The following is a 24,434-nucleotide window of genomic DNA, read 5'->3' as shown; positions in this document are numbered from 1 at the left end:
TTTCTCCGAAACGATACTGGACTCCGTCGACCCGCCGAGGAACGGCATCTCCGCTTGCATCGCGGCCTGACACCCGATAGCGAGGGACATCATGTCCGCCTCCTCTCCCCCCATCGTCGTATTCGATCTCGACGGCACGCTGGTCGACACTGCGCCCGATCTGATCGGCGCGCTGAATTATGTGCTCGATCGCGAGGGCCTGCGGCCGGTGCCGCTGGCAGCGGCGCGCAACATGATCGGTGCCGGCGCGCGCAAGCTGCTCGAGCGCGGGCTCGAGGTGGAAGGACGCGTCGTCAGCGTCGCCGACCTCGACCGCCTGACGAAGGACTTCGTCGACTACTATGCCGAGCATATCGCCGACGGGTCGCGCCCGTTCGACGGGCTGGAAGCCGCGCTCGACACCCTCGCCGCGCGCGGCCATCGCTTCGCGGTCTGCACCAACAAGCTGGAATGGCTGTCGAAGCTGCTGCTCGACCGGCTCGGCCTGACCCCGCGCTTTGCTGCGATCTGCGGCGCCGATACATTTGGGGTCGCCAAGCCCGATCCGGCGTTCCTGCGCGAGACCGCGGTGCGCGCCGGCGGACGCCTGCCCGGCGTGATCATGGTCGGCGATGCCGGAACCGATGTCGGGGTGGCGCGGCGGGCCCAGGTGCCGGTCATCGGCGTCGATTTCGGTTACACCGATGTGCCCATGGCGGAGCTGAACCCGGACCGCCTAATCAGCCATATGCGCGACCTGCCGGACGCCGTCGCGAGCCTTGCTTCGGCCCAAGGCTTATCTTCAAGCACTTGATATTGCTTGGAAATATTTATCCATGCGAATATTCTGTTAACCATCCTTTAACGAACAGGGCTCCCCCTGTTGCACCCCTATTCCGAGGCCCCTATGGTCGCGCCGGGGATTGTGGCTGATAGCCGCAGGTGAGTGTGGATCATGCGTCGTGTCATCGCGATTGCAGCCGCCGGACTGAGTCTGGCCGGCTGCTCCTCCTTTTCATTGGATTCGTTCAAGTCGGCGCCGCCGCCGATGCAGGTCCAGCTCGATTCGGTGCCGCCCGGCGCCGATGCCGTGACCTCCCTCGGACCGGGCTGCAAGACGCCCTGCACCGTGTCGATCCCGACGCCGGAGACCAACTTCTCCGTCACCTTCAATCTGCCGAAGTACCAGCCGGCGACGGTGCCAGTGACGGTGACGCGCGTGCCGGGCGACTTCACCACTCCGGCCACGACCACGCTGGATCCGAGCCCAGTGGTCGCGGAACTGCAGCCGGCCGCCGCGCCGCCGCGCGCGGCACGCAAGCCGATGCGGCCGAAAAAGAAGAAGCCGAGGCCGGTCGCTGCCGCCCCTGCCGCGGCTCCCGCTTCAGCGTTCCCCGATCCGAACGCGCCTGCGGCCGCACCCGCAGTTGCGCCGTCGCGCTGACAATTATTCGATTGCACTGCACAAGAGCCCGGCGTGACGCCGGGCTCTTGCGTTCCTGTTGAAGCACTTCGCCGATCGCGTTCCCGCATCACGTGATGTAACTCGCCTATCGTGTGAGCCGGGCTTTGCATGTTGCGGATCATGCTTTGGGACGCATTGTGACAACCCGCCAACGTGCTTAGATTGTCGGTGTCGACGCCAGCACTGGCACTGGCGCAGGCGCCCGGGGAACAATCGCAAGAACAGTTGCGAGCACAGTCGAAGGCCCGAGTTGATGACCGGATCCACGCAGACGCATTCCGACTCGCTGTTTCGTCCGATGACCGATCCGTTCGGCCGCACGATCCGCTATCTGCGCGTCTCGGTCACCGACCGCTGCGACCTGCGATGCTTCTACTGCATGTCGGAAGACATGACCTTCCTGCCCAAGGCCGACCTGCTGACGCTGGAAGAGCTCGACCGCCTCTGCTCGGCGTTCATCGCCAAGGGCGTGCGCAAGATCCGCCTCACCGGCGGCGAGCCGCTGGTCCGCCGCAACGTCATGGGCCTGGTGCGCTCGCTGTCGCGGCATCTGTCGACCAGCGCGCTGGATGAACTGACGCTGACCACCAACGGCTCGCAGCTCGCCCGCTTCGCCCAGGAGCTGGCCGATTGCGGCGTGCGCCGGGTCAACGTGTCGCTCGACACGCTGGACGCGGCCAAATTCCGCGCTATCACCCGCTGGGGCGACATCGACAAGGTGCTGGCGGGCATCGAGGCGGCGCGTTCGGCCGGGCTTTCGGTCAAGATCAACGCGGTCGCGCTGAAGAACCTGAACGAGGACGAGATCCCTTCGCTGATGCAATGGGCGCACGGCAAGGGCATGGGACTGACCCTGATCGAGGTGATGCCGATGGGCGACATCGGCGAAGGCCGGATCGATCAGTACGTCCCGCTGTCGCTTGTGCGCGCGCGGCTGCAGAAGCACTACACGCTGACCGATCTCGACGACGACACCGGCGGCCCGGCCCGCTATGTCCGCGTCAGTGAGACCGGCGGCAAGCTCGGCTTCATCACGCCGATGACCCACAATTTCTGCGAATCCTGCAACCGGGTGCGGATCACCTGCACCGGCACGCTGCACACCTGCCTCGGCCACGAGGACGCCTCCGACCTGCGCCGGCCGCTGCGCGCCTCTGAAGACAACGGCCTGCTGTCGGCCGCGATCGACCGCGCCATCGGGCTGAAGCCCAAGGGCCACGATTTCATCATCGACCGCCGCCACAACCGTCCGAGCGTCAGCCGCCACATGAGCGTGACCGGCGGCTAATCTCCGTAACTCTCCGGACGCCTTTGCCGCTCCCGTTTTACCAAGGCGGGACAACGGTTTGCTTGCGCGTCAATTTGTCCATTTTCCGATTGACGGCGTTTCACGGCGCTGATTTGGTGCGGCTGCTTCCTATGCCAGCCCGGCCGGATAGGCCGCTGCCCTCTCGGCGACTGCCGACGATCCGGCAGCCAAGAATGGTGGAAGCGGTTTTCGGGGGAGGACGATCGTTGCAACTGCTCCTGAAAGTGAGCCGTGGCTCCGTGCGCATGCGCGCGGCGGCCAGATGATGCTTGAAGAGATATTCGGCGCGCCGGCGGCGCAGCCGCGGAGATCATGATGCGCCCCCTGTTGGCACTCAGTACGGCGATCGACCGACTCAACGAGAAGATCGGCTACGTCTGCAACCTGCTCGTCCTGCTCTCCTGTCTGGTCAGCGCCGGCAATGCGATGATCCGCTACGCGTTCAGCTACTCCTCGAACGGCTGGCTTGAGGCGCAGTGGTACATGTTCGCGATCCTGGTGATGTTCGGCGCCTCCTACACCTTCAAGCGCAACGAGCATGTCCGCGTCGAAATCCTCTACCTGATGCTGTCCGAGCGCGGCCAACTCTGGCTCGACATGATCGGCACGCTGTTCTTCCTGATCCCGGCCTGCCTGCTGCTCGCCTATCTGTCCTGGCCGTTCTTCTACCAGGCCTATGCGGTCGGCGAGATGAGCGGCAATGCCGGCGGCCTGCTGCGCTGGCCGATCAAGTTCGTGATCCCGTCCGGCTTCGTGCTGCTGGCCCTGCAAGGCGTCTCCGAGGTGATCAAGCGGATCGCCGCGCTGCAGGGCTACGTCACGATCGACGCCAAGTATGAGAGGCCGACGCAATGATCACGCTGGAGATGATGCCGCCCCTGATGTTCGGCGGCCTGATCGTCGCGATGCTGATCGGCTATCCGGTGGCGTTCACGCTCGCCGCGGTCGGCCTGTCGTTCGGGTTCCTCTCGATCTATCTCGGCTTCTTCGACCTCAACTTCCTGCAGGCGATCCCGGGCCGCATCTTCGGCAGCGTGCTGTCCAACGAGCTGCTGCTCGCGATCCCGTTCTTCACCTTCATGGGCGCGATATTGGAGCGCTGCGGCCTTGCCGAGGACATGCTGGACTCGATGGGCCAGCTGTTCGGCCCGATCAGGGGCGGCCTCGGTTACTCAGTGATCATCGTCGGCTTCATCCTCGGCGCGATCACCGGCACGGTGGCGGCGCAGGTCATCGCGATGGCGCTGATCTCGATGCCGGTGATGATCCGCTACGGCTACAACATCCGCTACATCACCGGCGTGCTGGCGGCCTCCGGCACCATCACGCAGCTTGTCCCTCCCTCTCTCGTCCTGATCGTGCTCGCCGACCAGCTCGGCAAGTCGGTCGGCGACATGTATCTCGGCGCCTGGGGCCCGTCGGTGTTCCAGATCGTGCTGTTTGCCGGCTACACCTTCCTGCTCGGCATCTTCAAGCCGAGCCACGTGCCCGCGGTGCCGTTGGAAGCGCGCACGCTGACCGGCTGGGCCCTGTGGAAGAAGTGCCTGCTCGGCATCATCCCCTCCGCGGTGCTGATCTTCGTCGTGCTCGGAACCATGATGATGGGCCTTGCGACCCCGACCGAGGCCGGCGCCATGGGTGCGGTCGGCGCCATTGTGCTCGCCGCCATCCACCACAAGGATTTCAGCGCGACCGGCAACAAGGTGCTGATCGCCGGCGTGATCGCGGCCGGCATCGGTACCATCGTCGCGATGCTCTATAGCGAGAACCTGATCTTCAAGCTCGCCTTCGCGGTCACCTATCTCGCGGTGGTCTGGATCTGCCTCGAGGCCGTCAAGATCTCGGACCTGCGCGAACTGATCAAGCAGGGCTACGAGACCACCATGCGCATCACCTGTATGGTCACCTTCATCCTGATCGGCTCGACCTGCTTCTCGGTGGTGTTCCTCGGCGTGTCAGGCGGCACCTGGCTCGAGCATCATCTGACCTCGCTGCCCGGCGGCGTCTGGGGCTTCCTGATCTTCATCAACCTGTTCATCTTCTTCCTGGCATTCTTCCTGGACTTCTTCGAAATCGCGTTCATCATCCTGCCGATGATCGCGCCGATCGCGCAGAAGATCCTGGCGCCGGTGGTCGGCGCCGATGCGGCGCTGATCTGGTTCGGCGTCATGCTGTGCGTCAACATGCAGACCTCGTTCCTGCATCCGCCGTTCGGATTTGCGTTGTTCTATCTGCGCGGCGTGGCGCCGCGCGAGGTGAAGAGCTCCGACATCTACTGGGGCGCCATGCCCTGGATCGGGCTGCAGGCGATCATGGTGGCGCTGGTGATCGCCTTCCCGGTCGTCGTCACCGGCCTGCTCGACAAGCCGCTCGACGTCGACCTCAACAAGGTCAAGATCGAGGTGCCGCAGATCGAGCTGCCGCCGCTCGATTTCGGCCAGCCGAAGCAATAGCGGGCGCCTGCCGCAGCACGTCGCGGAACAGCGCCGCTGCCGGGGCGAGGCGTGGCGCCGCCAGCGGGCCGCGTCCGGCCGCGCGCGATCGCGCGCATCTCAAGCAGGCTGACGAGGCGCGGCATCCGCAAGGCGGAAGCCCAGCGTGAACTGGGCGCCGCCGGACGGCAGGTTCTCCACCTCGACCGTTGCCGCGTGATCGCTCGCCACGCCGCGCACGATCGCGAGCCCGAGGCCGGCGCCGTCGGTGCGCCGCCGATCGCCGCGCCAGAAGCGCTGGAAGATCAGGCCCTGCTCGCCCTGCGGAATGCCTGGCCCGCAGTCTCGCACCCGGACCGAACCGTCCTCGCGCACCTCGACGTCGACGCAGGTCGCCTCGGCCGTGTACTTGATGGCGTTCTCCGCGAGATTGAAGACCGCGCGCTGCAGCATCGCAGCGTTGCCGTGAACCGGCACCGCATCGTCGGTGCCGCGCAGCGCGATGTCCTTGCCCTGCGCCAGCGCATAGGGCGCGATCGAGCCGACCACCTCGGCGCAGACCGCGCGCAAATCCGCGGTCTCGCGGGGATCGAGCTCGAGCATGTCGAGCTCGGCGATCTCGAGCAGCTGGCTGACGATGCGGCTCATGCTCTCGATATCGGCATGCAACTCCCTGATCTCCTCGCCGGCTTGCAGCGTCTCGATCCGGGTCTTGAGGATCGCCAGCGGCGTGCGCAGCTGATGCGCCGCATCGGCTGTGAACTGCCGCTGCACCCGAAAACCGTCTTCGAGCCGGTCGAAGGCCTGGTTGACAGCCGTCACCAGCGGCAGGATCTCGCTCGGAATCCGTTCCGTCGGCAGCCTGATATCGGTGCGCGCCGGCCCGATATTCCGCGCCTCCTCGGATGCCTGCAGCAACGGGACCACGGCGCGGCGGAAGATCACGATGTCGATCGCGAGCAGCACCAGCAGCGTCGGGATCGTGATCCATCCGACCCGCCGGAAGAAATTGCTGACGATGTCGTCGATGATGACGTCGCGATGCGACAGGTCCTCAGCGACGTGGATGCGTATGGTCTGGCCGCCGATCTCCCTGGTCACGCTCGCGCCGGAGATGGTGCTGATGGTGGAGGTTCGCTGCCGCGATCCCCCGTGGTGCGACGAGTACAGCAGTTCGCCCTTGCCGTCGTAGATGTCGTAGCGGTAGCGGCCATAGGCATCGGAATAGAGGCCCTTGAGGCTCTCGGGCAGATCGAGGACTACCTTGCCGTCGGAATTGACTGCAAGCCGCTCGCCGAGCACGTCGGCCTGGTCGCGCATCGCCTCGCGATGCAGCGCCGATATCTCGGAGTTGAGCAGCCACAGCAGGAGCAATGGCAGAAAGATCGCGGCGAGCGCGACCGCGAGGATGTGCAGGAACACGATCCGCGAGGTCAGCGACTTGAAGCGGAGCATGCTACTTCGCCTCGGCCATCAGATAGCCGACGCCGCGGATGGTGTGGATCATGATCCTGGCATTGTGCTCGGCGAGCAGCTTGCGCAGCCGCGAGACATAGACCTCGACCGCGTTCGAGGCGACTTCGCCTGACAGCCCGAAGATGTGGTCCTCGACGTTCTTCTTCGGTACCACCCGCCCCTGCCGCCGCAGCAGGATCTCCAGCACCGAGGTCTCGCGCGACGAGAACACGTGCGGCGCGCCGTCGATGAAGATCTGGCGGCTCTCGGTGTCGTAGACGAGATTGGCGAGGTTGAGCGAGGAGCCGAGCAACTGGCCGGGCCGGCGCAGGATCGCCTCGAGCCGCGCCACCAGCTCTTCCAGCGCGAACGGCTTTGCCAGATAATCGTCGGCGCCGCTGCGCAGGCCGCTGACCCGGTCCTGCAGGCCGCCCCGCGCGGTCAGCACCAGCACCGGCAGCGGATCCATCTTGCGGCGCAGCTCCGACAGCACCGACAGGCCGTCGCCGTCGGGCAGACCGAGATCGAGGATCATCGCCGCATAGGTGACGCTGCGCAGTGCGTCGCGCGCCTCGGCGACGTTGCTGACGATATCGGCCGCATATCCCGCCGCCAGCAGCCCGGCAGCGATAAGGCGCGACAGTTCTGCATTGTCCTCAACGATCAGAAGTCGCATCACGAGATTCCGTCCTTCTTCGATCGGTCAACTGTCCGCGCAGTAGCCGCGATGCACCGGCCGCAACGCAACGCTATCACGCGGCGTCAGCGATCGCGTTCGATTGCGCGGCGGATAGACGGCAGATGCTATGTTTTTTTGATGGCCAACGTCACCCGGCGCCTACACGGCCAGCCGGAGCGCGACGCGGCGTAAGGTTGGTGTAAGCTTCCCTCTCCCCGGCGTGGGGAGAGGGTCTTGGCGATGCCAGATCCGCCGGAGCTCAGCCTTGCGGATGGCGCGCCATGAAGTTGTCGTAGCCGACCTCGGCGACCTGGAACCATTGGTAGCCGTTGCTGGAATAGGACGTCAGCGACTCCAGCAGCTTCTTGAAGTTGGCGTTGCCGGCTGCGACCTCGGCATGCAGCTCCTTCGCCGCCTTGAAGCTCGCTTCCATGATCGGCGGCGAGAAGGCGTGCAGCTTGGCGCCGCCGGCGATCAGCTTCTTCAAGCCCATCGGATTGACCGTGTCGTATTTCGCCATCATCCAGTTGTTGGCGAGATGACCGGCCTGCTCGAGGATGTTCTGGTAGTGCTTGGGCAGCGAATTCCACTTCTCGAGATTGATCATCGCCAGCAGCATCGGGCCGCCTTCCCACCAGCCGGGATAGTAGTAGTGCGGCGCGACCTTGTGGAGGCCGAGCTTCTCGTCGTCATAGGGGCCGACCCACTCCGCCGCATCGATGGTGCCCTTCTCGAGCGCCGGATAGATGTCGCCGCCGGCGAGCTGCTGCGGCACGCAGCCGAGCTTCTGCATCACGCGCCCCGCAAAGCCGCCGATGCGGAATTTCAGGCCCTTGAGATCGTCGACGGTGTTGATCTCCTTGCGGAACCAGCCGCCCATCTGGCAGGTCGTGTTGCCGGCGAGCAGCGAGGTGACGTTGTAGCTCTTGTAGAAATCGTTGAGCAGCTCCTTGCCGCCGCCCAGCATGTACCAGGCCTGGTTGAGGCGCGCGTTTGGACCGAACGGGATCGCGGAGCCGAAGGTGAAGGTCGGATCCTTGCCGAAATAATAGTAGGACGCGGTGTGGCCCATTTCGACGGTGCCGTTCTGCACGGCGTCGAGCACCTGCAGGCCGGGCACGATCTCGCCGGCGGCAAAGGTCTGTATCTGGAATTTGCCGTCGGTCGCCTCGCCGACCGCCTTGGCCATCATCTCGGCGCCGCCGTGGATGGTGTCGAGCGTTTTCGGCCAGCTCGTCGTCAGGCGCCATTTCAGCTCAGGCATTGACTGCGCGATCGCGGGCGCCGCCACCGTTGCCGCACCCGCGACACCGAGACCGGTGACCTTGATGAAGTCTCTACGTTTCATTTTCTGATTTCCTGCCCTTTTGTTGGTTGTGTTGTTGAAGCGGCGACCGTTGTTCGTTGCCGCCGCGCTCGCTTTTCTTGGCCGGCACGATCCGATCGATCGCGCATGTGCCCCTGTGCCGGGGCTTGGGCGCGAGCATGGAACATCCCCTTGCCGAACTCCAGACGCAAAAAACCCGGCCTTCTCGCGAAGGCCGGGCTACTTAAGTCGAAGACCCTGCTTGGCTCCGATCAATTCAGAACGAAAGCCCTGGATCGTCGTGATGCGTTCTCCTTAGGCGAACGCTGCTGCGCTTCGCTGTGCGGATCAGCCGCGGGTGCGGGAGCGGATCATGAAGCTATCGAAGGTGTATTCGGCGACCTGCCACCACAGATACTGGTCGGAGCGGTAAGCCTGCATCGCCTCGATCGACTTCTTGAAGTCGGCGTTTTTGCCGGAGATTTCGGCCCACAGCTCGTTGGTCGCCTTGAGGCAGGCCTCGAGCACCTCGTTGGTGAACGGACGCAGCTGCGTGCCGCCGGCCACCAGCCGCTTCAGCGCCGCCGGGTTCTGCATGTCGTAGCGCGCGGCCATCCAGCTGTTGGCGTTGGCGGCGGCATTGGTCAGGATCGCCTGGTAGTTCTTCGGCAGCGCGTTCCACTTCTCCAGGTTGACGAAGGAATGGACCGTCGGGCCGCCTTCCCAGAAGCCCGGATAGTAGTAGTACTTGGCGACCTTCTGGAAGCCGAGCTTCTCGTCGTCATACGGACCGACCCACTCGGCCGCGTCGATGGTGCCCTTCTCGAGCGCCGGATAGATGTCGCCGCCGGCGAGCTGCTGCGGCACGACGCCGACCTTCTGCAGCACCTGGCCGGCGATGCCGCCGATGCGCATCTTGAGGCCGGACATGTCGGCGACGGTCTTGATCTCCTTGCGGAACCAGCCGCCCATCTGGGTGCCGGTGTTGCCGCAGGGGAAGCCGATCACGCCGAACTTCTTGAAGAACTCGTTGCCGAGCTCCTGGCCGCCGCCCTGGTACCACCAGGAGTTCTGCATGCGAGCATTGAGGCCGAACGGCACCGACGCGTAGATCGCGAAGGTCGGGTCCTTGCCGACATAGTAGTAGGACACGGTGTGGCACATTTCGACGGTGCCGTTGGAGGTCGCATCCAGCGCCTGCAGGCCGGGCACGATTTCGCCGGCCGCGAACACCTGGATCTGGAACTTGTTGTCCGTCATCTCGGCGACGTACTTCGCCAGTTGGTCGGCACCGCCATAGATGGTGTCAAGCGACTTCGGGAAGCTCGAGGTCAGGCGCCATTTGATTTCGGGGGAGGACTGCGCGATCGCCGGCGAGGCAACCGCCGTCGCGGCAGCACCGGCCGCAGACACTTTCAAAAAATCACGACGCTTCATCGTAAGGCTTCTCCTTGAGGGGCGTTTCCCACTGACCGCAAGCATCTCCTCCGGCGGCGATTTCAGACGCTGTCGGGGCGCTCTCGGTCGGCCCTTTAACACGGAAGTCGGCAGACGGAAACGCGACAATGGCATGACCCCGCCAATTAAACGAAAGTCTGAGAGTGCAGGAAATCCCCGGCAAAACGCCGGTTCTGGCTGCGGCAATTGCACCTTGAAGTTGCTCGCTGACGAGAGCCCGATCGCGCGATAAATCGCCGCGTGCGTGCGGGCCGGCGCTTGCTGCACCACCGGATTACCGGAAGCGGAGGTCGTGTGGACCGCCGTACATGGTGAGATTCTCGAATGGGCCGAAGCGTTCGGCCTCGAGGCCGGCGCGCCCGGCGGACCCGATCAGCGGCGGGCCGCTTCCCGGGACTTCTTGGCCTTCTCGACCAGATGCCGCCCGCGCCGGATCCAGCTTTGCGCGGTGGTATAGCTGACGCCATAGGTCTTTGCGATCGCCTTCGCAACCTCGCCGATCGAGTCGGCTTTCTTCGCCATGTTGAACGCCAGCCGGGAGGCCTCTTCGCGCTTCTCCCGCGTCAGATGCTTGCGGCCGTCTTTCTTTGCTTCGCGTGACGCTGCCATGTTGATCGTCGCCTCACAGCCCTTCCCGCAGTGCCGGCTTCACCGCCGCACTCCGTCAAGCCGACGTGGCCGGGTGATACGACTCGGCTATATCGGTAAACATACAGGCCGAACGCGATCCGGCAATCAGCCGGGGCGACAGTCCTGTGAACAAAGAGCATCCGCCGACCAGCCGGCGGCGACCGCAGGCTCAGGCCGCGGCGATCGCCGCCTTGAGCTGCTCGCGGACCTTGGCGCCGATGGCGCGATAGATCGCCGCGTGCGGTCCGTCCGGCTCGCTCTCGACCACCGGATGTCCGGAATCGGACGTGGTACGGATCGCCATGTGCAGGGGAATCTCGCCCAGGAACGGCACGCCGAGCCGCTCGGCCTCATGGCGGGCACCGCCATGGCCGAAGATGTCCGAGCGCGTGCCGCAATGCGGGCACTGGAAGTAGCTCATGTTCTCGACGATGCCGAGCACCGGCACATTGACCTTCTTGAACATCGCAAGGCCCCGCCGCGCGTCGATCAGCGAAAGGTCTTGCGGCGTCGAGATGATGACCGCGCCCTTCAGCGGAACGTTCTGCGCCAGCGTCAGCTGGGCGTCGCCGGTGCCAGGCGGCATGTCGACGACCAGCACGTCGAGCGTGCCCCAGGCGACGTCGCGCAGCATCTGGGTGATCGCCGACATCACCATCGGCCCGCGCCAGATCATCGCGGTCTCCTCCTCGACCAGGAAGCCGATCGACATGATCGACAGACCGAAGCGCTGAATCGGGATCATCTTCTTGTCGTCGTTGAGCTGCGGCTTGTTGCGGATGCCGGTCAGCCGCGGCACCGACGGGCCGTAGATGTCGGCATCGAGCAGCCCGACACGCAGGCCGAGGTCGCGCAGGCCGAGCGCGAGATTGAGCGCGGTGGTCGACTTGCCGACCCCGCCCTTGCCCGAGGCGACCGCGATGACCGCGGAGATGCCGGGAATCTCGGCCTGCCGCGCCATCGGCGAGGCCGCACCGGGCGGGTGTGGATGGCGGTGCGCGGCCGCGGGCAGGACACCGCCGGCCGGTCGCGGCGGCGGAGCAGCGGGCGCGGCGCCCGCCTTGCGCTCGGCAGTGAGCGCGATCATCGCGGCGCTGACGCCGGGAATGGCGCGCACGGCGTTCTCGGCCTCGGCCCGCACGCTCTCCCAGGCACGGGCTTCCGCGGCATCGACATTGATCGAGAAGAACACCTTGCCGTCGGTGACCGTGATCGCCGACAGCACATTGGCGTTGGTCAGGGCAACGCCGCGCGGCGACATCACCCTGGCAAGGCACTCGAGAACCTGTTGCTGCGTCACGCTCACGGCATTCTCCTGAAAACTCCAAGAGACCCATTAGAGCGTTGCGGCGCAAAAGGCTACCTCGCTCCGACGTCGTCCCGCCGCTCGACCGGTGCGGCCGAGCCGCCTTCCTTGGCGGCCTCGTAGTTCAGCTCGATCATGACCCCGTTGGGGTCGTTGACGAAGATCTGCCAGAGGTCGCCGCCCGGAACCTGGCGCGAGTCGTAGGGCATGCCCTTGGACTCCAGGCGCTGCTTCATCCCGGCAAAGCCCTGACTGGCAAAGGCGACATGATGGACGACGCCGGAGTCGGGCTTTTGTGCCTCGTCGGTGTTCGAAATATCGACCAGATGCACGACCGCCTTGCCCTCGCTGTACATCCACGCGCCGGGGAACGCGAAGTTCGGCCGCGCGCCCTTCTCCAGACCCAGAACGTCCTCGTAGAACCGCACTGTATCGGCGAGCTTCCGGGTCCGGATGTTGAAATGATCGAGCACACCCACGCTCATGCCCATGCGAGATACTCCCTTTTTGTGAGGCTCTTTGCAGCTCTTCGATGCTTCGATCCTAGCACAAAACCGACACCTGGCATCCCACGAAGCCGTTGCCCTCCGCTGCACAGGGGGTATGGTGCGGCTCCCTCCGTGGACGAACTGCCCCGCTTTGCCCCAGGTCTGGCGGCAGGGCGTCAGGGGCGATCACCAAGGCAAATCACAAGGTAGCAGACATGGCTAAAGTCGCTTTTCTCGGTCTCGGCGTGATGGGTTTCCCGATGGCGGGGCACCTCGTGAAAAAGGGCGGCCATGAGGTCACCGTGTACAACCGGACCGCGGCGAAGGCGAAGGAATGGGCCGACAAGTTCGGCGGCAAGACCGCGGCCACCCCGAAGGCCGCCGCCGAGGGCCAGGACTTCGTGATGTGCTGCGTCGGCAACGACAACGACCTGCGCGCGGTGACGATCGGCCCCGACGGCGCCTTCGCCGGTATGAAGAAGGGCGCGACCTTCGTCGACCACACCACCGCCTCCGCCGAGGTGGCCCGCGAGCTCGATGCCGCCGCGACCAAGGCCGGCTTCAAATTCGTCGACGCGCCGGTGTCCGGCGGCCAGGCCGGTGCCGAGAACGGCGTGCTGACCGTGATGTGCGGCGGCACCGAAGACGCCTATGCCGGCGCCGAGCCGATCATCAACAGCGCCTATGCGCGCATGTGCAAGCGGCTCGGGCCCGCCGGTGCCGGCCAGCTGACCAAGATGGTCAACCAGATCTGCATCGCCGGGCTGGTGCAGGGTCTGTCGGAGGGCATCCACTTCGCCAAGAAGAGCGGCCTCGACGTCACTGCGGTGATCGAAACCATCTCCAAGGGCGCCGCGCAGTCCTGGCAGATGGAGAACCGCTACAAGACCATGAACGAGGGCAAGTACGATTTCGGCTTCGCGGTCGAATGGATGCGCAAGGACCTCTCGATCTCGCTGGCCGAAGCCCGCCGCAACGGCGCGACGCTGCCGGTCACCGCGCTGGTCGACCAGTTCTATGCCGAGGTCGAGAAGATGGGCGGCAAGCGCTGGGATACGTCGAGCCTCTTGGCCCGGCTGCAGCGGTAACGCTTTTCCCTCGCCCCGCTCCGGCGGGGCGAGGTCCGCGAAACCGTTAATTTAACCCCCCGTTAACGGCTTTCTTTAGCTCTTTAAGTCATCGCTTAAGGATTTGAGAGCACAGATAGACAATGCAAAAAGCCCGCGCGGTTCGCGGGCAGGATTTGTGTTGTTTATGAGTGATCCCGCAGAAAAGCCTGAAGTTGTCGCGCTTCCGGCAGGACCTCAGGTGGCTTCGCCGGTGAGCAGCCGGCGCGCCGCCGCTCAGCGGGTGCGCGAGGCGCGCGATCGGTTAACGTCGTCGAGTGGAACCCGTCCGGCCTTCGACGTGGAGCTGCTCCGGCAATATGCCCAGACCAGGACGTCAGCGTCCTACGTCGTCATGCTGCTGGTGGTCGCAACCGGCATCCTGTTCGGCCTCTGGATGACGCCGGTCATTGCCGGCGCCTGGACCGTCGGCATGCTCTGCGTCCATGCCGCGATCATCCGCAGCTGCTCGCGCTTCCTCGCCGAGCAGCCCTCGGTCGCGCTGACCAAGAAATGGCGCACGCGCTTCGTGCTGCTGGATTTGCTCTACGGCCTGTGCTGGACCGCGATCCTGATCCACCCCGCCGGGCGCGATCTCGCCTCCAACACGCTGATGATGTTCCTGATGCTGCTGGTGATCGCGGTCTCCAGCATGCTGGCGGCGAGCCTGCCGATCGCCGCGCTCGCGGCCACCGTGCCGGTGACGGTGGCGATCGCGCTCGATCTGGTGCTGAACGGGACGTTCGACAACTACGTGCTGGCGCTGCTCGCGCTCGCCGCCGAAGGCTATTTCGCGCTGCTCGCTCACCGGCTGCATTCGACCACGCTGGCGACGCTGGAAGCGCGCGCCGAAAAGGACGCGCTGATCGGCGAGCTCGAGCAGGCCAAGGCGATCTCCGACGAGGCGCGGCACCGCGCCGAATCCGCCAACGTCGCCAAGTCGCGCTTCCTCGCCCAGATGAGCCATGAGCTGCGCACGCCGCTGAATGCGATCCTCGGCTTTTCCGAAGTGATGAAGAGCGAGATTTTCGGCGCGCATACGGTGGCCGTGTACAAGGAATACTCCGCCGACATCCATAATTCCGGCGTGCACCTGCTCAATCTGATCAACGAGATCCTCGATCTGTCGCGCATCGAGGCCGGCCGCTACGAGCTGAACGAGGAGGCCGTGGCGCTGGTCCATGTCGTCGCCGACTGCCACCATCTGCTCAAGCTGCGCGCCTCCAGCCGCGGCATCACCATCCACGAGGTGTTCGAGCACGGCATGCCCCGGATCTGGGGCGACGAGCGCGCGGTGCGCCAGGTCGTGCTCAACCTGCTGTCGAACGCGATCAAGTTCACCCCGCAGGGCGGCGAGATCTGGCTCAAGGTCGGCTGGACCGCGTCGGGCGGACAATATCTCAGCGTCAAGGACACCGGCAGCGGCATCGCCGAGGACGAGATCCCGGTGGTGCTGGCCTCGTTCGGCCAAGGCTCCAACTCGATCAAGTCGGCGGAACAGGGCGCGGGTCTGGGCTTGCCGATCGCGAAAAGCCTGATCGACATGCATGGCGGCACCTTCACGCTGAAATCGAAGCTACGCATCGGCACCGAGGTGATCGTCACCTTCCCGCCGGAGCGCGTGATGAGCGCGCTGGCGCCGATGGCGGAAGAGGCGCCGCCGATGCAGCCGGAGCCGGTCGAGACGGCGGCGGCCGCCGACCGCAAGCGGGTGCGCCGCAAGTCGATCATGAGTGCCGGCACCGGGCTGTAGCTGACGGTGCGGACGCTTCGGCCGGCTTGCATGAGCCGCTGAAACCGTTCAACAGTTGAAGAATGAGACCAGAGACGCCGTGTATCGCAGTCTGCATGATGGACCCCAGGACCAAGCTGTGCTTCGGATGCGGCCGCACGCTTCCGGAGATCGCGCGCTGGCACAAGATGGACAGCGCGGAACGGCAGGACGTGATGGCCTCCCTGCCCGTGCGGATGGCGGAGGCCGGGCTCGAGCCGCTGGCGCCGCGACCGAAGCGCGCCTGACCGGCGCTCCGGCGGGAGCCGCGCCGTGAGCCGCATCCTCCTCATCGTCGTGATGCTGATGGCGACCGCCGGCGCCGTCGTCGCCTATGGCGATCCCGAGCAGATCGCGCGCGCCCGGGAGAACATCGCGCAGATCTTCGGCGGCATCAGCGGAGCCCCTGCCCCCGCAGTGCAGATCGCGCGCAGCCAGGGCGGCGAGTTTGCCTTCCGCGCCAAGATCAACGGCGTCAGCGCGCCGATGGTGATCGACACCGGCGCCACCTCGGTGGTGCTGACCTGGGAAACCGCGAAGGCCATCGGGCTGCCGATCGAGATGCTCGAATACAATGTCGATCTCGAGACCGCCGGCGGCCACACCAAGGCGGCGCGGCTGACGCTCGACCGCCTCGCGGTCGGCAAGCTGGTCGAGAAATCGGTGCCGGCGCTGGTGGTGCAGCGTGGCCAGATGAAGACCAACCTGCTCGGCATGAGCTTCCTCGACCGGCTCGAAAGCTGGGGCGTGCGCGCGGACACGCTGTCGCTGACCGGCTATCCCGACGTCACCGGCAGCATCAGCGCCTCAGGCCGCCGCAAGCGTCCGCGCACGGCGGTCGACTAACCAAGAGAACATGAAATTGGATATGCGATAGCCTGCCGTCGCGGGCGCGCACTGCCAAATATGGAAAAACAACCCCATGCAAAGGAGCCGGCGGCTGCCGGTATTCGACACGGCAGCTTGACATGGCGGGCAACTCAGGGGCAATCTTCCAATATTCCGAAATCGTGCGAGCCTCGCAGCCCGCCGGCCGCAATCGAACGTCAGGCTGCGACCGCCGCCGGCGCGTGATCGTCGACCAGCGCGATCGCATCGCGCAGCACGTCCGCGCCGGCGCCCGGACGGACGCCGTTTTCCGCCAGATGCCGGCGGAACGCGCGCGCGCCGGGCACGCCGTGGAAGGCGCCGACGAAATGGCGCGTCATCGCATGCAGCCGCGTGCCGCGGGCTAGCTGCCGCTCGATATAGGGCAGCATCGCCGCGAACACGGCCTTCATCGTCGCGTGCGGAGCCGCCTCGCCGAACAATTCCGAATCCACCGCGAGCAGCCGCCACGGCTCCTGATAGGCGGCCCGCCCCAGCATCACGCCGTCGACATGCGCCAGATGCCGCTTCGCCTCGACAATGCTGCCGATGCCGCCATTGATGATGATCGGCACGCCAGGCAGCGCCGCCTTCAGGCGATAGACCCGGTCGTAATCGAGCGGCGGGATGTCGCGGTTCTCCTTCGGCGACAACCCGTTGAGCCAGGCCTTGCGGGCGTGGACGATCAGCACATCGGCGCCCGCGGCGATCACGCCCCGCGCCAGCACGTCGAGCGCGATCTCCGGATCCTGGTCGTCGATGCCGATCCGGCATTTCACCGTAACCGGAATCTTGACCGCCCGCTTCATCGCCGCGATGCCCTCGGCGACCAGCGCGGGCTCCGCCATCAGGCAGGCGCCGAAGCGGCCGTCCTTCACGCGGTCCGAGGGGCAGCCGACATTGAGGTTGATCTCGTCGTAACCGAAATCCTCGCCGATCCTCGCGGCGGTGGCGAGATCACGCGGATCGGAACCGCCAAGCTGCAGCGCCACCGGATGCTCGCTCGCGTCGAAGCCGAGCAGCCGCGCCCGATCGCCGTGGATCACCGCGCCGGTCGTCAGCATCTCCGTGTAGAGCCGCGCCCGCCGCGACATCAGCCGATGGAAGAACCGGCAATGGCGGTCGGTCCAATCCATCATGGGCGCCACGGAAAAGCGATAATCTTGATATTCCAAATACTTACCCTATCATTTCAACGGACTAGAACAGGAACAAGTGCACACGTGTGCACTCCAAACTAGCCAAAATTGCACACGTTTGTACCGCATTTGATCTCCCGGTGCACACGTAGCGCACACGAAATCGGGGTGGAGTGCACACGCAATGCCGACGTTTACAAAACTCAAATCGGGAAGCTGGCGCGTTCAGGTCAGGAGGAAAAACGAGTACATCGCAAACACGTTCGTGCGACGACGCGATGCTGAAGAATGGGCGCTTGATGTGGAGCGCTCTATCGATCGCGGCACCCCCATTCGGCGTTCCCGCCCTTTTGAGCAGCCTCGCATTTTTGCCGATTTGATCGCCCTGCATCTCGACGATCTTGCCCAGGTCGGCAAACCCGTGCGACGATCCAAGTCCATGGTGCTCAAGGCCCTGAAGATCTCGCTTGGACGAACAAACCTAAAAGAGTTGACTAGAGAGAGATTGATTGAGTTCGGGCGAAAGCGAGCTGCTCAAGGCGCTGGACCGGCCACCCTTGCGATCGATTTCGCATTCATCCGGACGATCCTACTCCACGCTGCCGCCGTGCATGGCATCAACGTTTCAGTCGAGAACGTCCAATTGGCCAGAGCTGCGCTCAAGCACCTGGATCTCGTCGGAAAGTCGAACGAACGAGATCGTCGCCCCACCCAGGATGAACTCGATCGCTTGATCGCATACGCTGAGTCGAACCCGCAACAATTTCTACCTCTAGCTAGAATTGTTCGCTTTGCTGTGGCCACCGCCATGCGCCAAGCAGAGATTTGCCGCATCGAATGGTCTGATGTCGACATGTTGAAGCGAACAGTCACTATTCGCGATCGGAAAGACCCGCGACGCAAAGATGGCAATCATCAAGTAGTCCCTCTCCTCAACTCCACTGGCTTTGACGCTTGGCAACTCATGCTAGAACAACGGATTCTCACGCGCGGCCTCGGACGCGTGTTTCCTTACCATTCGAAATCGGTTGGAGCAGCTTTTCGTAGGTCTTGCCACGCCATCGATATCGATGATCTTTGCTTTCACGATCTGCGCCACGAAGGGACAAGCAGACTTTTCGAAGCGGGCTTCTCGATACAGCAAGTTGCTATGGTGACTGGCCATAAAGATTGGCGAATGTTGCGACGCTACACAAATCTCAAGCCCGAGGATCTTCACAAGATGCAAAGAGCCGCACAACCGTCGATGGAGCAATTCCTAGCCACCCTGGTCGCCAGCTAGAGCACCATTTTTCTCAAACTTAAACGCTCGCTGAGTAAATAACCACGAGGGATCGTCTGGGCTGCTTTGCCCTTGAGAGCGGACGTCGGCAAGTAGCTGAATCACGTCGGCTTTGGGTCATGAGCTGTCGTGAGCAACTGCGGCATAGCCGCCGCAAGTCTTTCTCACTTGACGCCAATCACCATCGAGTCTGGGCCGACCAGCGGTTCGATGCGCATCTCTGCAAAGCCTGCCTCCTTGAGCCAATTCATGCACTCTGCGCCCGTGAAGTCGAAGCCCTCGCGGGTCTCAATCAGCATGTTCAGGCTCATCAGCAATCCAAAGGCATTGCGCCGACGGTCATCGTCGATAATCGGATCATAGATGATCAGCGCGCCGCCGAACGGTAACGCTTCGTAAGCCTTGCGTATCAGCGTCCGCTTTTTATCAAGGCTCCAATCGTGCAGGATGTGACCCATGATTAGAACATCCGCAGGTGGCATCGCCTGCGCGAAGAAGTCACCGGCTTGGAATGAGAGCCGCGCGGAGAGACCGTGCCGCGCTGCGTAGGCGTCGAAATGCGGCCTCACCACCGGCAGATCGTATCCGATGCCAGAAAGATGCGGATGCGCGCGAACAAGCTCGACCGCGAGGCCGCCCTCTGCGGTGCCGATGTCGGCGAAGCTCTTGTAGTCAGCCCAAGGGAATTTCTCTGCAATGGCGTGCGCAGCGCCAAGGCTCAATCCAGTCATCGCCTTGAGGAACTCTGAGAGGATCGCTGCGTTGCGGTAAATCTCGTCGAACAGGTCGCGACCTTGCTTCGCTTCGTTCTGCGGCTCGCCGGTACGCAAGGCTTCGGTCAGCGCACCCCAGAATGGATAAAGCCGTGCGTTCGCCATTTCGAGTATTCCGCCGACGTAGGTTGGTTTGCGCCGGTCGAGAAATTGGGCGCCGGCCGGCGTGTTGGAGTACAAGCCATCACTACGTTCGAGCTGTCCGAGCGAGACCAGCGCATCGAGGAAGTCTCGGACGCTGCGCGGATGAAGCTTCAGCCGAGTCGTCAACACGTCTGCGCTGAGCGGCCCGTCCGCCAGCAAAGTGAACAGCCCGAGTTCGACTGCGCTCAGCAGCGTCTTTGAGCCCCAAAAGGCGAAGCCGAGCCGCATGATATCGTCCGGCGTTACCGATGCCCTCGGGTTGAGTTCTTTCAATTCGATTTGCTGGTTCATGGCGGAGTCTCCCAATGCGGGTACGGAACGCAGTCAGATTAGTTTCCGAGCGCGAGGTTGGCCTTGAAGCCGTATTGATTTTTCATGCTTTTTCCATTGACATGCCGACTGCGGCGCGGAGCCGCCCGCTGGAGACGATAGGGTGCGCCTCTATTTCGAGAAGTGTGTGTTGGATACCGACCGGCGTGAGCTGCGGCGTGGCGAAAGCCCCGTGCCGGTTCAACCCCAGGTGTTCGATCTCCTGGTCCATCTGATCGAGAACCGCGATCGAGTGGTCACCAAAGACGATCTACTGGAGGCTGTCTGGAACGGCCGCATCGTGTCTGAATCGACGTTGATCAGTCGTATCAATGCAGCGCGCCGTGCAAATCGGCGATGACGGCGACCAGCAACGCCTCATTCGCACAATCGCGCGAAAGGGCGTTCGGTTCGTTGGCGAGGTGGAGAGGCGCCCTACAGTCACCAGTTCCTTGCCTGTTGAGAGGTCGTCCGACCCTTCAGCCACAACAATTGCGCTCCCGGATCGGCCGTCGATCGCGGTCCTACCGTTCACCAACATGTCGGACGACTCCGAACAGGGCTTCTTTATCGACGGGATCACGGAGGACCTCATCACGGCGCTCAGCCGCATTCGGCAATTTTTCGTGATCGCGCGCAATGCGACGTTCCGTTATAAGCGCGAGCTCCCCGATATACGCGAGATCGCGGCGACGCTCGGCGTCCGCTATGTAGTCGAAGGCAGTGTCCGCAGGGATGCCGGACGCGTCCGGATTTCTGCCCAACTCCTCGACGGTAGTACCGGCAATCACGTCTGGGCGGAGCGGTTCGACCGCAATCTCGATGATATCTTTGCCATCCAAGACGAGATAGCTCGGGAAATCGCTGGACAGATCGAGCCGGAACTGGGCCGTGCCGAATACGACCGGACCAAAGCCACGCCCCCGGAAAACCTCGGCGCTTGGGAGCTGTTCCATCGCGGTATGGCGTTGATCGCGCAACGCACGCGGGACAGCAATGCCGAGGCGCGCCGGCTGCTCGAACGTTCGCTCGCGCTACACCCCAGCTTCGCGCCCGCACACGCGGCGATTGCGTGGAGTCAGGCGGAGGACCTTTTCTTCTGCTATGCGACACATGACCCGAAAGACATTCTCGACCGCGCCCGCCGCGCCGTCGTGCTCGACGACCGGGACGCTTTACCGCATCTGGCGTTGGCCTGGGGCCTGACTTTTAGTCGTCAACCAGAGTCCGCGATCGATGCGGCGAAGAGAGCGATCGCACTCAATCCAAGCTTCGCGCACGCCTATGCGATCCTTGGCCGGCTTCTGATCCAATCTGGCCGCTGCGACGAAGGTATTCGACAGGCCGAATGGGCGCTCCGTTTGAGTCCATTCGCGCCGAGCGCACGTCAGTACCTCAACGTCCTCGCCGTCGGCTATCTCTATCTAGGCAATGATGCTAAAGCGGTTGAACTCGCCCGTGAATCCATCCACTCATTCGACACCTGGGTGCCGCACATGATTATCACGTCGGCCCTTGGCCATCTTGGCGATCACGAAGGCGCAAGGCACGAAATTCGCGAGACGCGAAGACATCGACCAGATTTTTCAGTTGCCCAGGTACTGCGGGACTACCTCGTCTTTGACCCGACTTGTCTCGATCGACTGCTGGCGGGGCTTCGCAAAGCGGGCGTTGCAGAGACGTCGTTAGGGGCTTTACGTCCAGCCAAAGCTAGCTAGACAACCTGATTTACTCGCAGGTCCGCAAAGGGTCAAGGTGAGACCTCGAACCGGCGGCTGGCTACGTCTGGTTCACTGCCAACGCCGGACATCCAACCGGCAACCCTGCATGGCAGCAACGGCTCCGCCGCTGCGGACGTGCTGTAGCGCTATTGCGGAACTCGTGACGTGGTGTGCAACACCATGAACCAACGGCCCTCCCGCTTTTCGTACATGTTGGTTGTGAAGGCTGTAAAGCTCACGGCATCCCCGTTCTTGAACTTCCCTTCAGCACTCTCAATTCCGACAACCCATGCCACGTTCTGGGCGACATGAATTTGCGGCTCTTTCATCGATACTGAAATCTCGGCGAAGCGAGCAAAAGTGCCCTCCCAGCTCCTGCGAACCGCATCCCATCCGACGATCAACACTTTGCTGGATGGATGCACGGCGATAACGTAGGGCTCAGCCGCCCAAACCCTCTCCATCGCATTGATGTCGCGAGCTGAAAGGGCCGTATCGAAGGCAAGGTTGGCCGCAGTGACAGCTTCGATGTCGGAGTTCTGCTCAGCATAGAGATTGACCGTTCCGAAGATGAAAATGAGACCGGTGGCGATCACCAATTGCCGTAAGGAAAAGCTCACGATCATCGCTTTCTCCCGAAAAAAACAGCAGTTATGGCTGGGTTTCTGCGATCTAGCATGCCTGCCCCCGTTGTGCCGCGACAGGTCAAGCTGATACCAATCGATGGTCAAAAATGGACAGGCGTGTGCGCCGTGAAAGGTTTGTCGGAAGGGTCGATATTCGGAGTCGATTACAACAATCCCAAGTTTCCGAAGCTTGGCATTGAATCATTACGCTTGTCCGAGCTTTTAGGACGCGTACCGCCCGGCCACTTTGCCTCGCCACAGCGGCCCAGTTTCCATCTGTTGATGCTATTTACCGCCGGCAGAGGAGATCACTTCCTCGATTTTCGTCGTGTGAGGTGCAAGGCAGGCACCCTTGTCCACGCTAGCCCGGGTCAAGTTCAGCAGTTCGTCCTTGGACAAAAACTGGAGGCGGATATCCTGCTGTTCACCTCAGAATTCATCTTTCCCGCGTTTTCGGCAGCGGACGGAGCGGCTTTTGGAGCGTTGATCGATGATGTCGTTCCCGAAGACGTCACGGACCTAGGGCCTGATGCGTTGGAGAGCGTCGTCAGCGTCATGACCGCCATAAAGCGGGCATATCATCAAGCAGATGGCTCGAAGCTATCGGCCGTTATCCTCCAGCACCTCCTCTACGCAATGCTCCTGACCATCGCGGGCTGTTGCGTCAAGAGCGACGCGCCCTCCATGATGGATAGTCATCGCTCGACGTTTCGAAGATTCCGCCGAGCTGTCGACGCGCAGTTCGCGCAAACGCGGACCGTTGAATACTACGCGCAAGCTGTTGGATGCTCAACGAAGTCACTCCGCCGGGTTTGCATGATGGCGTGTGGTTCCTCACCCAAAGCTCTGATAGAGCAACGCCTGATCCTTGAAGCGAAACGATTGCTTGCACACACCGGCCTCACGGTTGAAGCAATTGCCGCAGAGCTGGGGTTCAGCGAGCCAACAAACTTCGTGAAGTTTTTCAGACGGCACGGAGGGATGCGACCGCTTGACTTTCGAGCAAAGTTCCCGGGCGTCCGTTTAGGCTGACGCCGTCTTTACGGCTCAGCGCCTTTGAGATCGTTCTGAACCAAAACCCGCCCTCAGCGCGCTCTGCGGCTTCGTGCCGAACTGACAATTTCCGCTGCGGCGTCCTGAAGGTCTTCGAGATCCCGGGCGGCGAAGGCCTCCACTGAAAAGGCGGTCCTGAGCCAGACAATGTTGATCGAGCCCAGAACGCGCGCGCCATCGCGCAGGGGAACGGCAATTGCGATCAAGCCGTCCGCGTGCGGCGGCTTACCATACCAGCCGCCGACATGGGTGGGGTCGCGCGTTGCGTAGCCGCGTGCTCGCACTTCCGCGAGTATCGCATTCAGACGCGCGGGCTCTCGCGCGAGACGATCTTCGGCCTTGTTCGAAGTCCGCAGCATCTCGATGATCTCCTGCCGCTCCTTGGCCGGACAGTAGGCCAGATAGGCTCGTCCAACGCCGGTCAGCAACCAGTTCACCTGCAGACCAACCCTCTCCTCTTGCAACAAGATCGGGCTGCGCGCACGGGTGGTCTCACGGATTTCCATGTGGTCTCCTGCCGGCACCATGAGATCCGAAGGCCACGAAACCCGCCGACACAGCCGCTCGAGGACCGGAGCGGCGGCTTCCGCGATCCGATCGCGACGCTCCCGGCGAGACGGCGCACGCGAAAGCGTCGCCCCAATGCGGTAACGCCCGTCCGCGAGCCGCCGAGTGACCACGCCGGACCGTGCCAGCGTGTTAAGGATGCGGAGCAGACTTGGCTTGGAGATACCAGTGAAGACGTAAAGCTGATGCAGCGAGGAATCGGGCTGCATCTGCAGAGCCTGCAGGACACGAAGGCCCCGCTCCAGGCTCTTGATGATTTTCGGACCCGCCACCGCCATCCTCCGTTCCACAACGTGGAGCGCAGCATTCCACAATGTGAAACATACGTCGATTTTTCTGGCAAATCCAGCCAGCGCGTCCGAAGGTGGCGTGCCTGCAGGTTGCAACTTTGAAATTGCCATTGAAAAACCCAGCGTTTGATGGAGCTTTCCATGAGACCCCACCTGTTTTTCCGCAGCGCCTCATTGTCCGTTGCGACCGTGGCCCTGCTCGCAGCCTCAGCACCACAAGTATCAGCGCAGACCTCGTTCCCAACGGGGACGATTCGTTTCGTGGCGCCGTTCTCGGCC

At 63.3% G+C, this 24,434-nt stretch carries 24 protein-coding genes; 13 read left to right on the top strand and 11 right to left on the bottom strand.

All coding sequences use genetic code 11. From position 1 onward, the window contains the following. Positions 1 to 91 precede the first annotated feature (91 nt). The 5 genes from J6500_RS21795 to J6500_RS21775 all read left to right on the top strand — a co-directional run bounded on the left by J6500_RS21795 (position 92) and on the right by J6500_RS21775 (position 5,206). Complete coding sequence (locus J6500_RS21795; protein ID WP_225714748.1) at positions 92 to 793, top strand: HAD-IA family hydrolase; 702 nt, start codon at positions 92 to 94, stop codon at positions 791 to 793. Between the two features lie 141 nt (positions 794 to 934). Continuing rightward, entirely contained in the window at positions 935 to 1,423 is a 489-nt protein-coding gene (locus J6500_RS21790; protein WP_225714747.1) for a PEGA domain-containing protein, read from the top strand. Between the two features lie 274 nt (positions 1,424 to 1,697). Continuing rightward, complete coding sequence (gene moaA / locus J6500_RS21785; protein ID WP_225714746.1) at positions 1,698 to 2,732, top strand: GTP 3',8-cyclase MoaA; 1,035 nt, start codon at positions 1,698 to 1,700, stop codon at positions 2,730 to 2,732. A gap of 336 nt (positions 2,733 to 3,068) precedes the next feature. Beyond that, complete coding sequence (locus J6500_RS21780) at positions 3,069 to 3,608, top strand: TRAP transporter small permease subunit (protein WP_225714745.1); 540 nt, start codon at positions 3,069 to 3,071, stop codon at positions 3,606 to 3,608. Then, positions 3,605 to 5,206, top strand: coding sequence for a TRAP transporter large permease (locus J6500_RS21775; RefSeq protein ID WP_225714744.1), 1,602 nt, complete (start codon positions 3,605 to 3,607; stop codon positions 5,204 to 5,206). Before J6500_RS21780 ends, J6500_RS21775 begins: the two co-directional genes overlap by 4 nt. 99 nt (positions 5,207 to 5,305) lie before the next feature. Here the strand turns inward: J6500_RS21775 and J6500_RS21770 are convergent, their stop codons facing one another. The 7 genes from J6500_RS21770 to J6500_RS21740 all read right to left on the bottom strand — a co-directional run bounded on the left by J6500_RS21770 (position 5,306) and on the right by J6500_RS21740 (position 12,510). Beyond that, positions 5,306 to 6,640 carry an ATP-binding protein gene (locus tag J6500_RS21770; protein ID WP_225714743.1) on the bottom strand — a complete coding sequence of 445 codons (1,335 nt, stop codon included), beginning with the start codon at positions 6,638 to 6,640 and terminating at the stop codon, positions 5,306 to 5,308. Position 6,641: 1 nt separating this feature from the next. After that, positions 6,642 to 7,316, bottom strand: coding sequence for a response regulator (locus J6500_RS21765; protein WP_225714742.1), 675 nt, complete (start codon positions 7,314 to 7,316; stop codon positions 6,642 to 6,644). Positions 7,317 to 7,578: 262 nt separating this feature from the next. Continuing rightward, the gene (locus J6500_RS21760; protein ID WP_225714741.1) at positions 7,579 to 8,667 is read right to left on the bottom strand and encodes a TRAP transporter substrate-binding protein; all 1,089 of its coding nucleotides are present in this window, start codon (positions 8,665 to 8,667) and stop codon (positions 7,579 to 7,581) included. Positions 8,668 to 8,973: 306 nt separating this feature from the next. Further along, positions 8,974 to 10,062 carry a TRAP transporter substrate-binding protein gene (locus J6500_RS21755; RefSeq protein ID WP_225714740.1) on the bottom strand — a complete coding sequence of 363 codons (1,089 nt, stop codon included), beginning with the start codon at positions 10,060 to 10,062 and terminating at the stop codon, positions 8,974 to 8,976. A gap of 393 nt (positions 10,063 to 10,455) precedes the next feature. Beyond that, complete coding sequence (locus J6500_RS21750; protein ID WP_225714739.1) at positions 10,456 to 10,692, bottom strand: hypothetical protein; 237 nt, start codon at positions 10,690 to 10,692, stop codon at positions 10,456 to 10,458. Positions 10,693 to 10,882: 190 nt separating this feature from the next. Then, the gene (locus tag J6500_RS21745) at positions 10,883 to 12,019 is read right to left on the bottom strand and encodes an Mrp/NBP35 family ATP-binding protein (RefSeq protein ID WP_225714738.1); all 1,137 of its coding nucleotides are present in this window, start codon (positions 12,017 to 12,019) and stop codon (positions 10,883 to 10,885) included. A gap of 53 nt (positions 12,020 to 12,072) precedes the next feature. Beyond that, on the bottom strand, positions 12,073 to 12,510 hold the full coding sequence (locus J6500_RS21740; protein ID WP_225714737.1) for a VOC family protein: 438 nt from the start codon (positions 12,508 to 12,510) through the stop codon (positions 12,073 to 12,075). A gap of 212 nt (positions 12,511 to 12,722) precedes the next feature. On the opposite strand from J6500_RS21740, the gene J6500_RS21735 reads away from it, so the two are divergent. The 4 genes from J6500_RS21735 (at position 12,723) to J6500_RS21720 (ending at position 16,230) form a co-directional block, all read left to right on the top strand. Then, positions 12,723 to 13,595 (top strand): NAD(P)-dependent oxidoreductase, encoded by an 873-nt coding sequence (locus J6500_RS21735; RefSeq protein WP_225714736.1) that lies wholly within the window; start codon positions 12,723 to 12,725, stop codon positions 13,593 to 13,595. A 166-nt stretch (positions 13,596 to 13,761) separates the two neighbouring features. After that, positions 13,762 to 15,366, top strand: coding sequence for a sensor histidine kinase (locus J6500_RS21730; protein WP_225714735.1), 1,605 nt, complete (start codon positions 13,762 to 13,764; stop codon positions 15,364 to 15,366). A gap of 62 nt (positions 15,367 to 15,428) precedes the next feature. After that, entirely contained in the window at positions 15,429 to 15,632 is a 204-nt protein-coding gene (locus J6500_RS21725) for a DUF1289 domain-containing protein (RefSeq protein ID WP_225714734.1), read from the top strand. A 25-nt stretch (positions 15,633 to 15,657) separates the two neighbouring features. Continuing rightward, positions 15,658 to 16,230, top strand: a complete 573-nt coding sequence (locus tag J6500_RS21720; protein WP_225714733.1) for a TIGR02281 family clan AA aspartic protease — start codon at positions 15,658 to 15,660, stop codon at positions 16,228 to 16,230. Positions 16,231 to 16,430: 200 nt separating this feature from the next. Here J6500_RS21720 and dusA read toward each other — a convergent pair whose 3' ends face one another. Then, complete coding sequence (dusA, locus tag J6500_RS21715; protein ID WP_225714732.1) at positions 16,431 to 17,426, bottom strand: tRNA dihydrouridine(20/20a) synthase DusA; 996 nt, start codon at positions 17,424 to 17,426, stop codon at positions 16,431 to 16,433. A gap of 148 nt (positions 17,427 to 17,574) precedes the next feature. On the opposite strand from dusA, the gene J6500_RS21710 reads away from it, so the two are divergent. Further along, positions 17,575 to 18,672, top strand: coding sequence for an integrase (locus J6500_RS21710; RefSeq protein WP_225714731.1), 1,098 nt, complete (start codon positions 17,575 to 17,577; stop codon positions 18,670 to 18,672). 164 nt (positions 18,673 to 18,836) lie between these two features. Here J6500_RS21710 and J6500_RS21705 read toward each other — a convergent pair whose 3' ends face one another. Continuing rightward, on the bottom strand, positions 18,837 to 19,880 hold the full coding sequence (locus tag J6500_RS21705) for a methyltransferase (RefSeq protein WP_225714730.1): 1,044 nt from the start codon (positions 19,878 to 19,880) through the stop codon (positions 18,837 to 18,839). 142 nt (positions 19,881 to 20,022) lie between these two features. Between J6500_RS21705 and J6500_RS21700 the strand changes: the two genes are divergently transcribed. Both J6500_RS21700 and J6500_RS21695 read left to right on the top strand, forming a co-directional pair. Beyond that, positions 20,023 to 20,259, top strand: coding sequence for a winged helix-turn-helix domain-containing protein (locus J6500_RS21700; RefSeq protein ID WP_225714729.1), 237 nt, complete (start codon positions 20,023 to 20,025; stop codon positions 20,257 to 20,259). Next, positions 20,231 to 21,616, top strand: a complete 1,386-nt coding sequence (locus J6500_RS21695) for a tetratricopeptide repeat protein (RefSeq protein ID WP_512699713.1) — start codon at positions 20,231 to 20,233, stop codon at positions 21,614 to 21,616. Before J6500_RS21700 ends, J6500_RS21695 begins: the two co-directional genes overlap by 29 nt. A 149-nt stretch (positions 21,617 to 21,765) precedes the next feature. Here the strand turns inward: J6500_RS21695 and J6500_RS21690 are convergent, their stop codons facing one another. Next, complete coding sequence (locus tag J6500_RS21690) at positions 21,766 to 22,245, bottom strand: YybH family protein (protein WP_225714727.1); 480 nt, start codon at positions 22,243 to 22,245, stop codon at positions 21,766 to 21,768. A 51-nt stretch (positions 22,246 to 22,296) separates the two neighbouring features. On the opposite strand from J6500_RS21690, the gene J6500_RS21685 reads away from it, so the two are divergent. Further along, positions 22,297 to 23,277: a helix-turn-helix domain-containing protein gene (locus tag J6500_RS21685; RefSeq protein ID WP_225714726.1), complete on the top strand. Its 981-nt coding sequence runs from the start codon at positions 22,297 to 22,299 to the stop codon at positions 23,275 to 23,277. A 53-nt stretch (positions 23,278 to 23,330) separates the two neighbouring features. On the opposite strand, the gene J6500_RS21680 is transcribed toward J6500_RS21685, so the two are convergent. Continuing rightward, on the bottom strand, positions 23,331 to 24,143 hold the full coding sequence (locus tag J6500_RS21680) for an IclR family transcriptional regulator domain-containing protein (RefSeq protein ID WP_225714725.1): 813 nt from the start codon (positions 24,141 to 24,143) through the stop codon (positions 23,331 to 23,333). Positions 24,144 to 24,434 lie beyond the last annotated feature (291 nt).

It is taken from the genome of Bradyrhizobium semiaridum (assembly GCF_020329505.1).
Classification (GTDB): domain Bacteria; phylum Pseudomonadota; class Alphaproteobacteria; order Rhizobiales; family Xanthobacteraceae; genus Bradyrhizobium; species Bradyrhizobium semiaridum.
The sequence above is the reverse complement of the archived record's forward strand: the minus strand, read 5'-3'. Positions and strand labels throughout refer to the sequence as shown.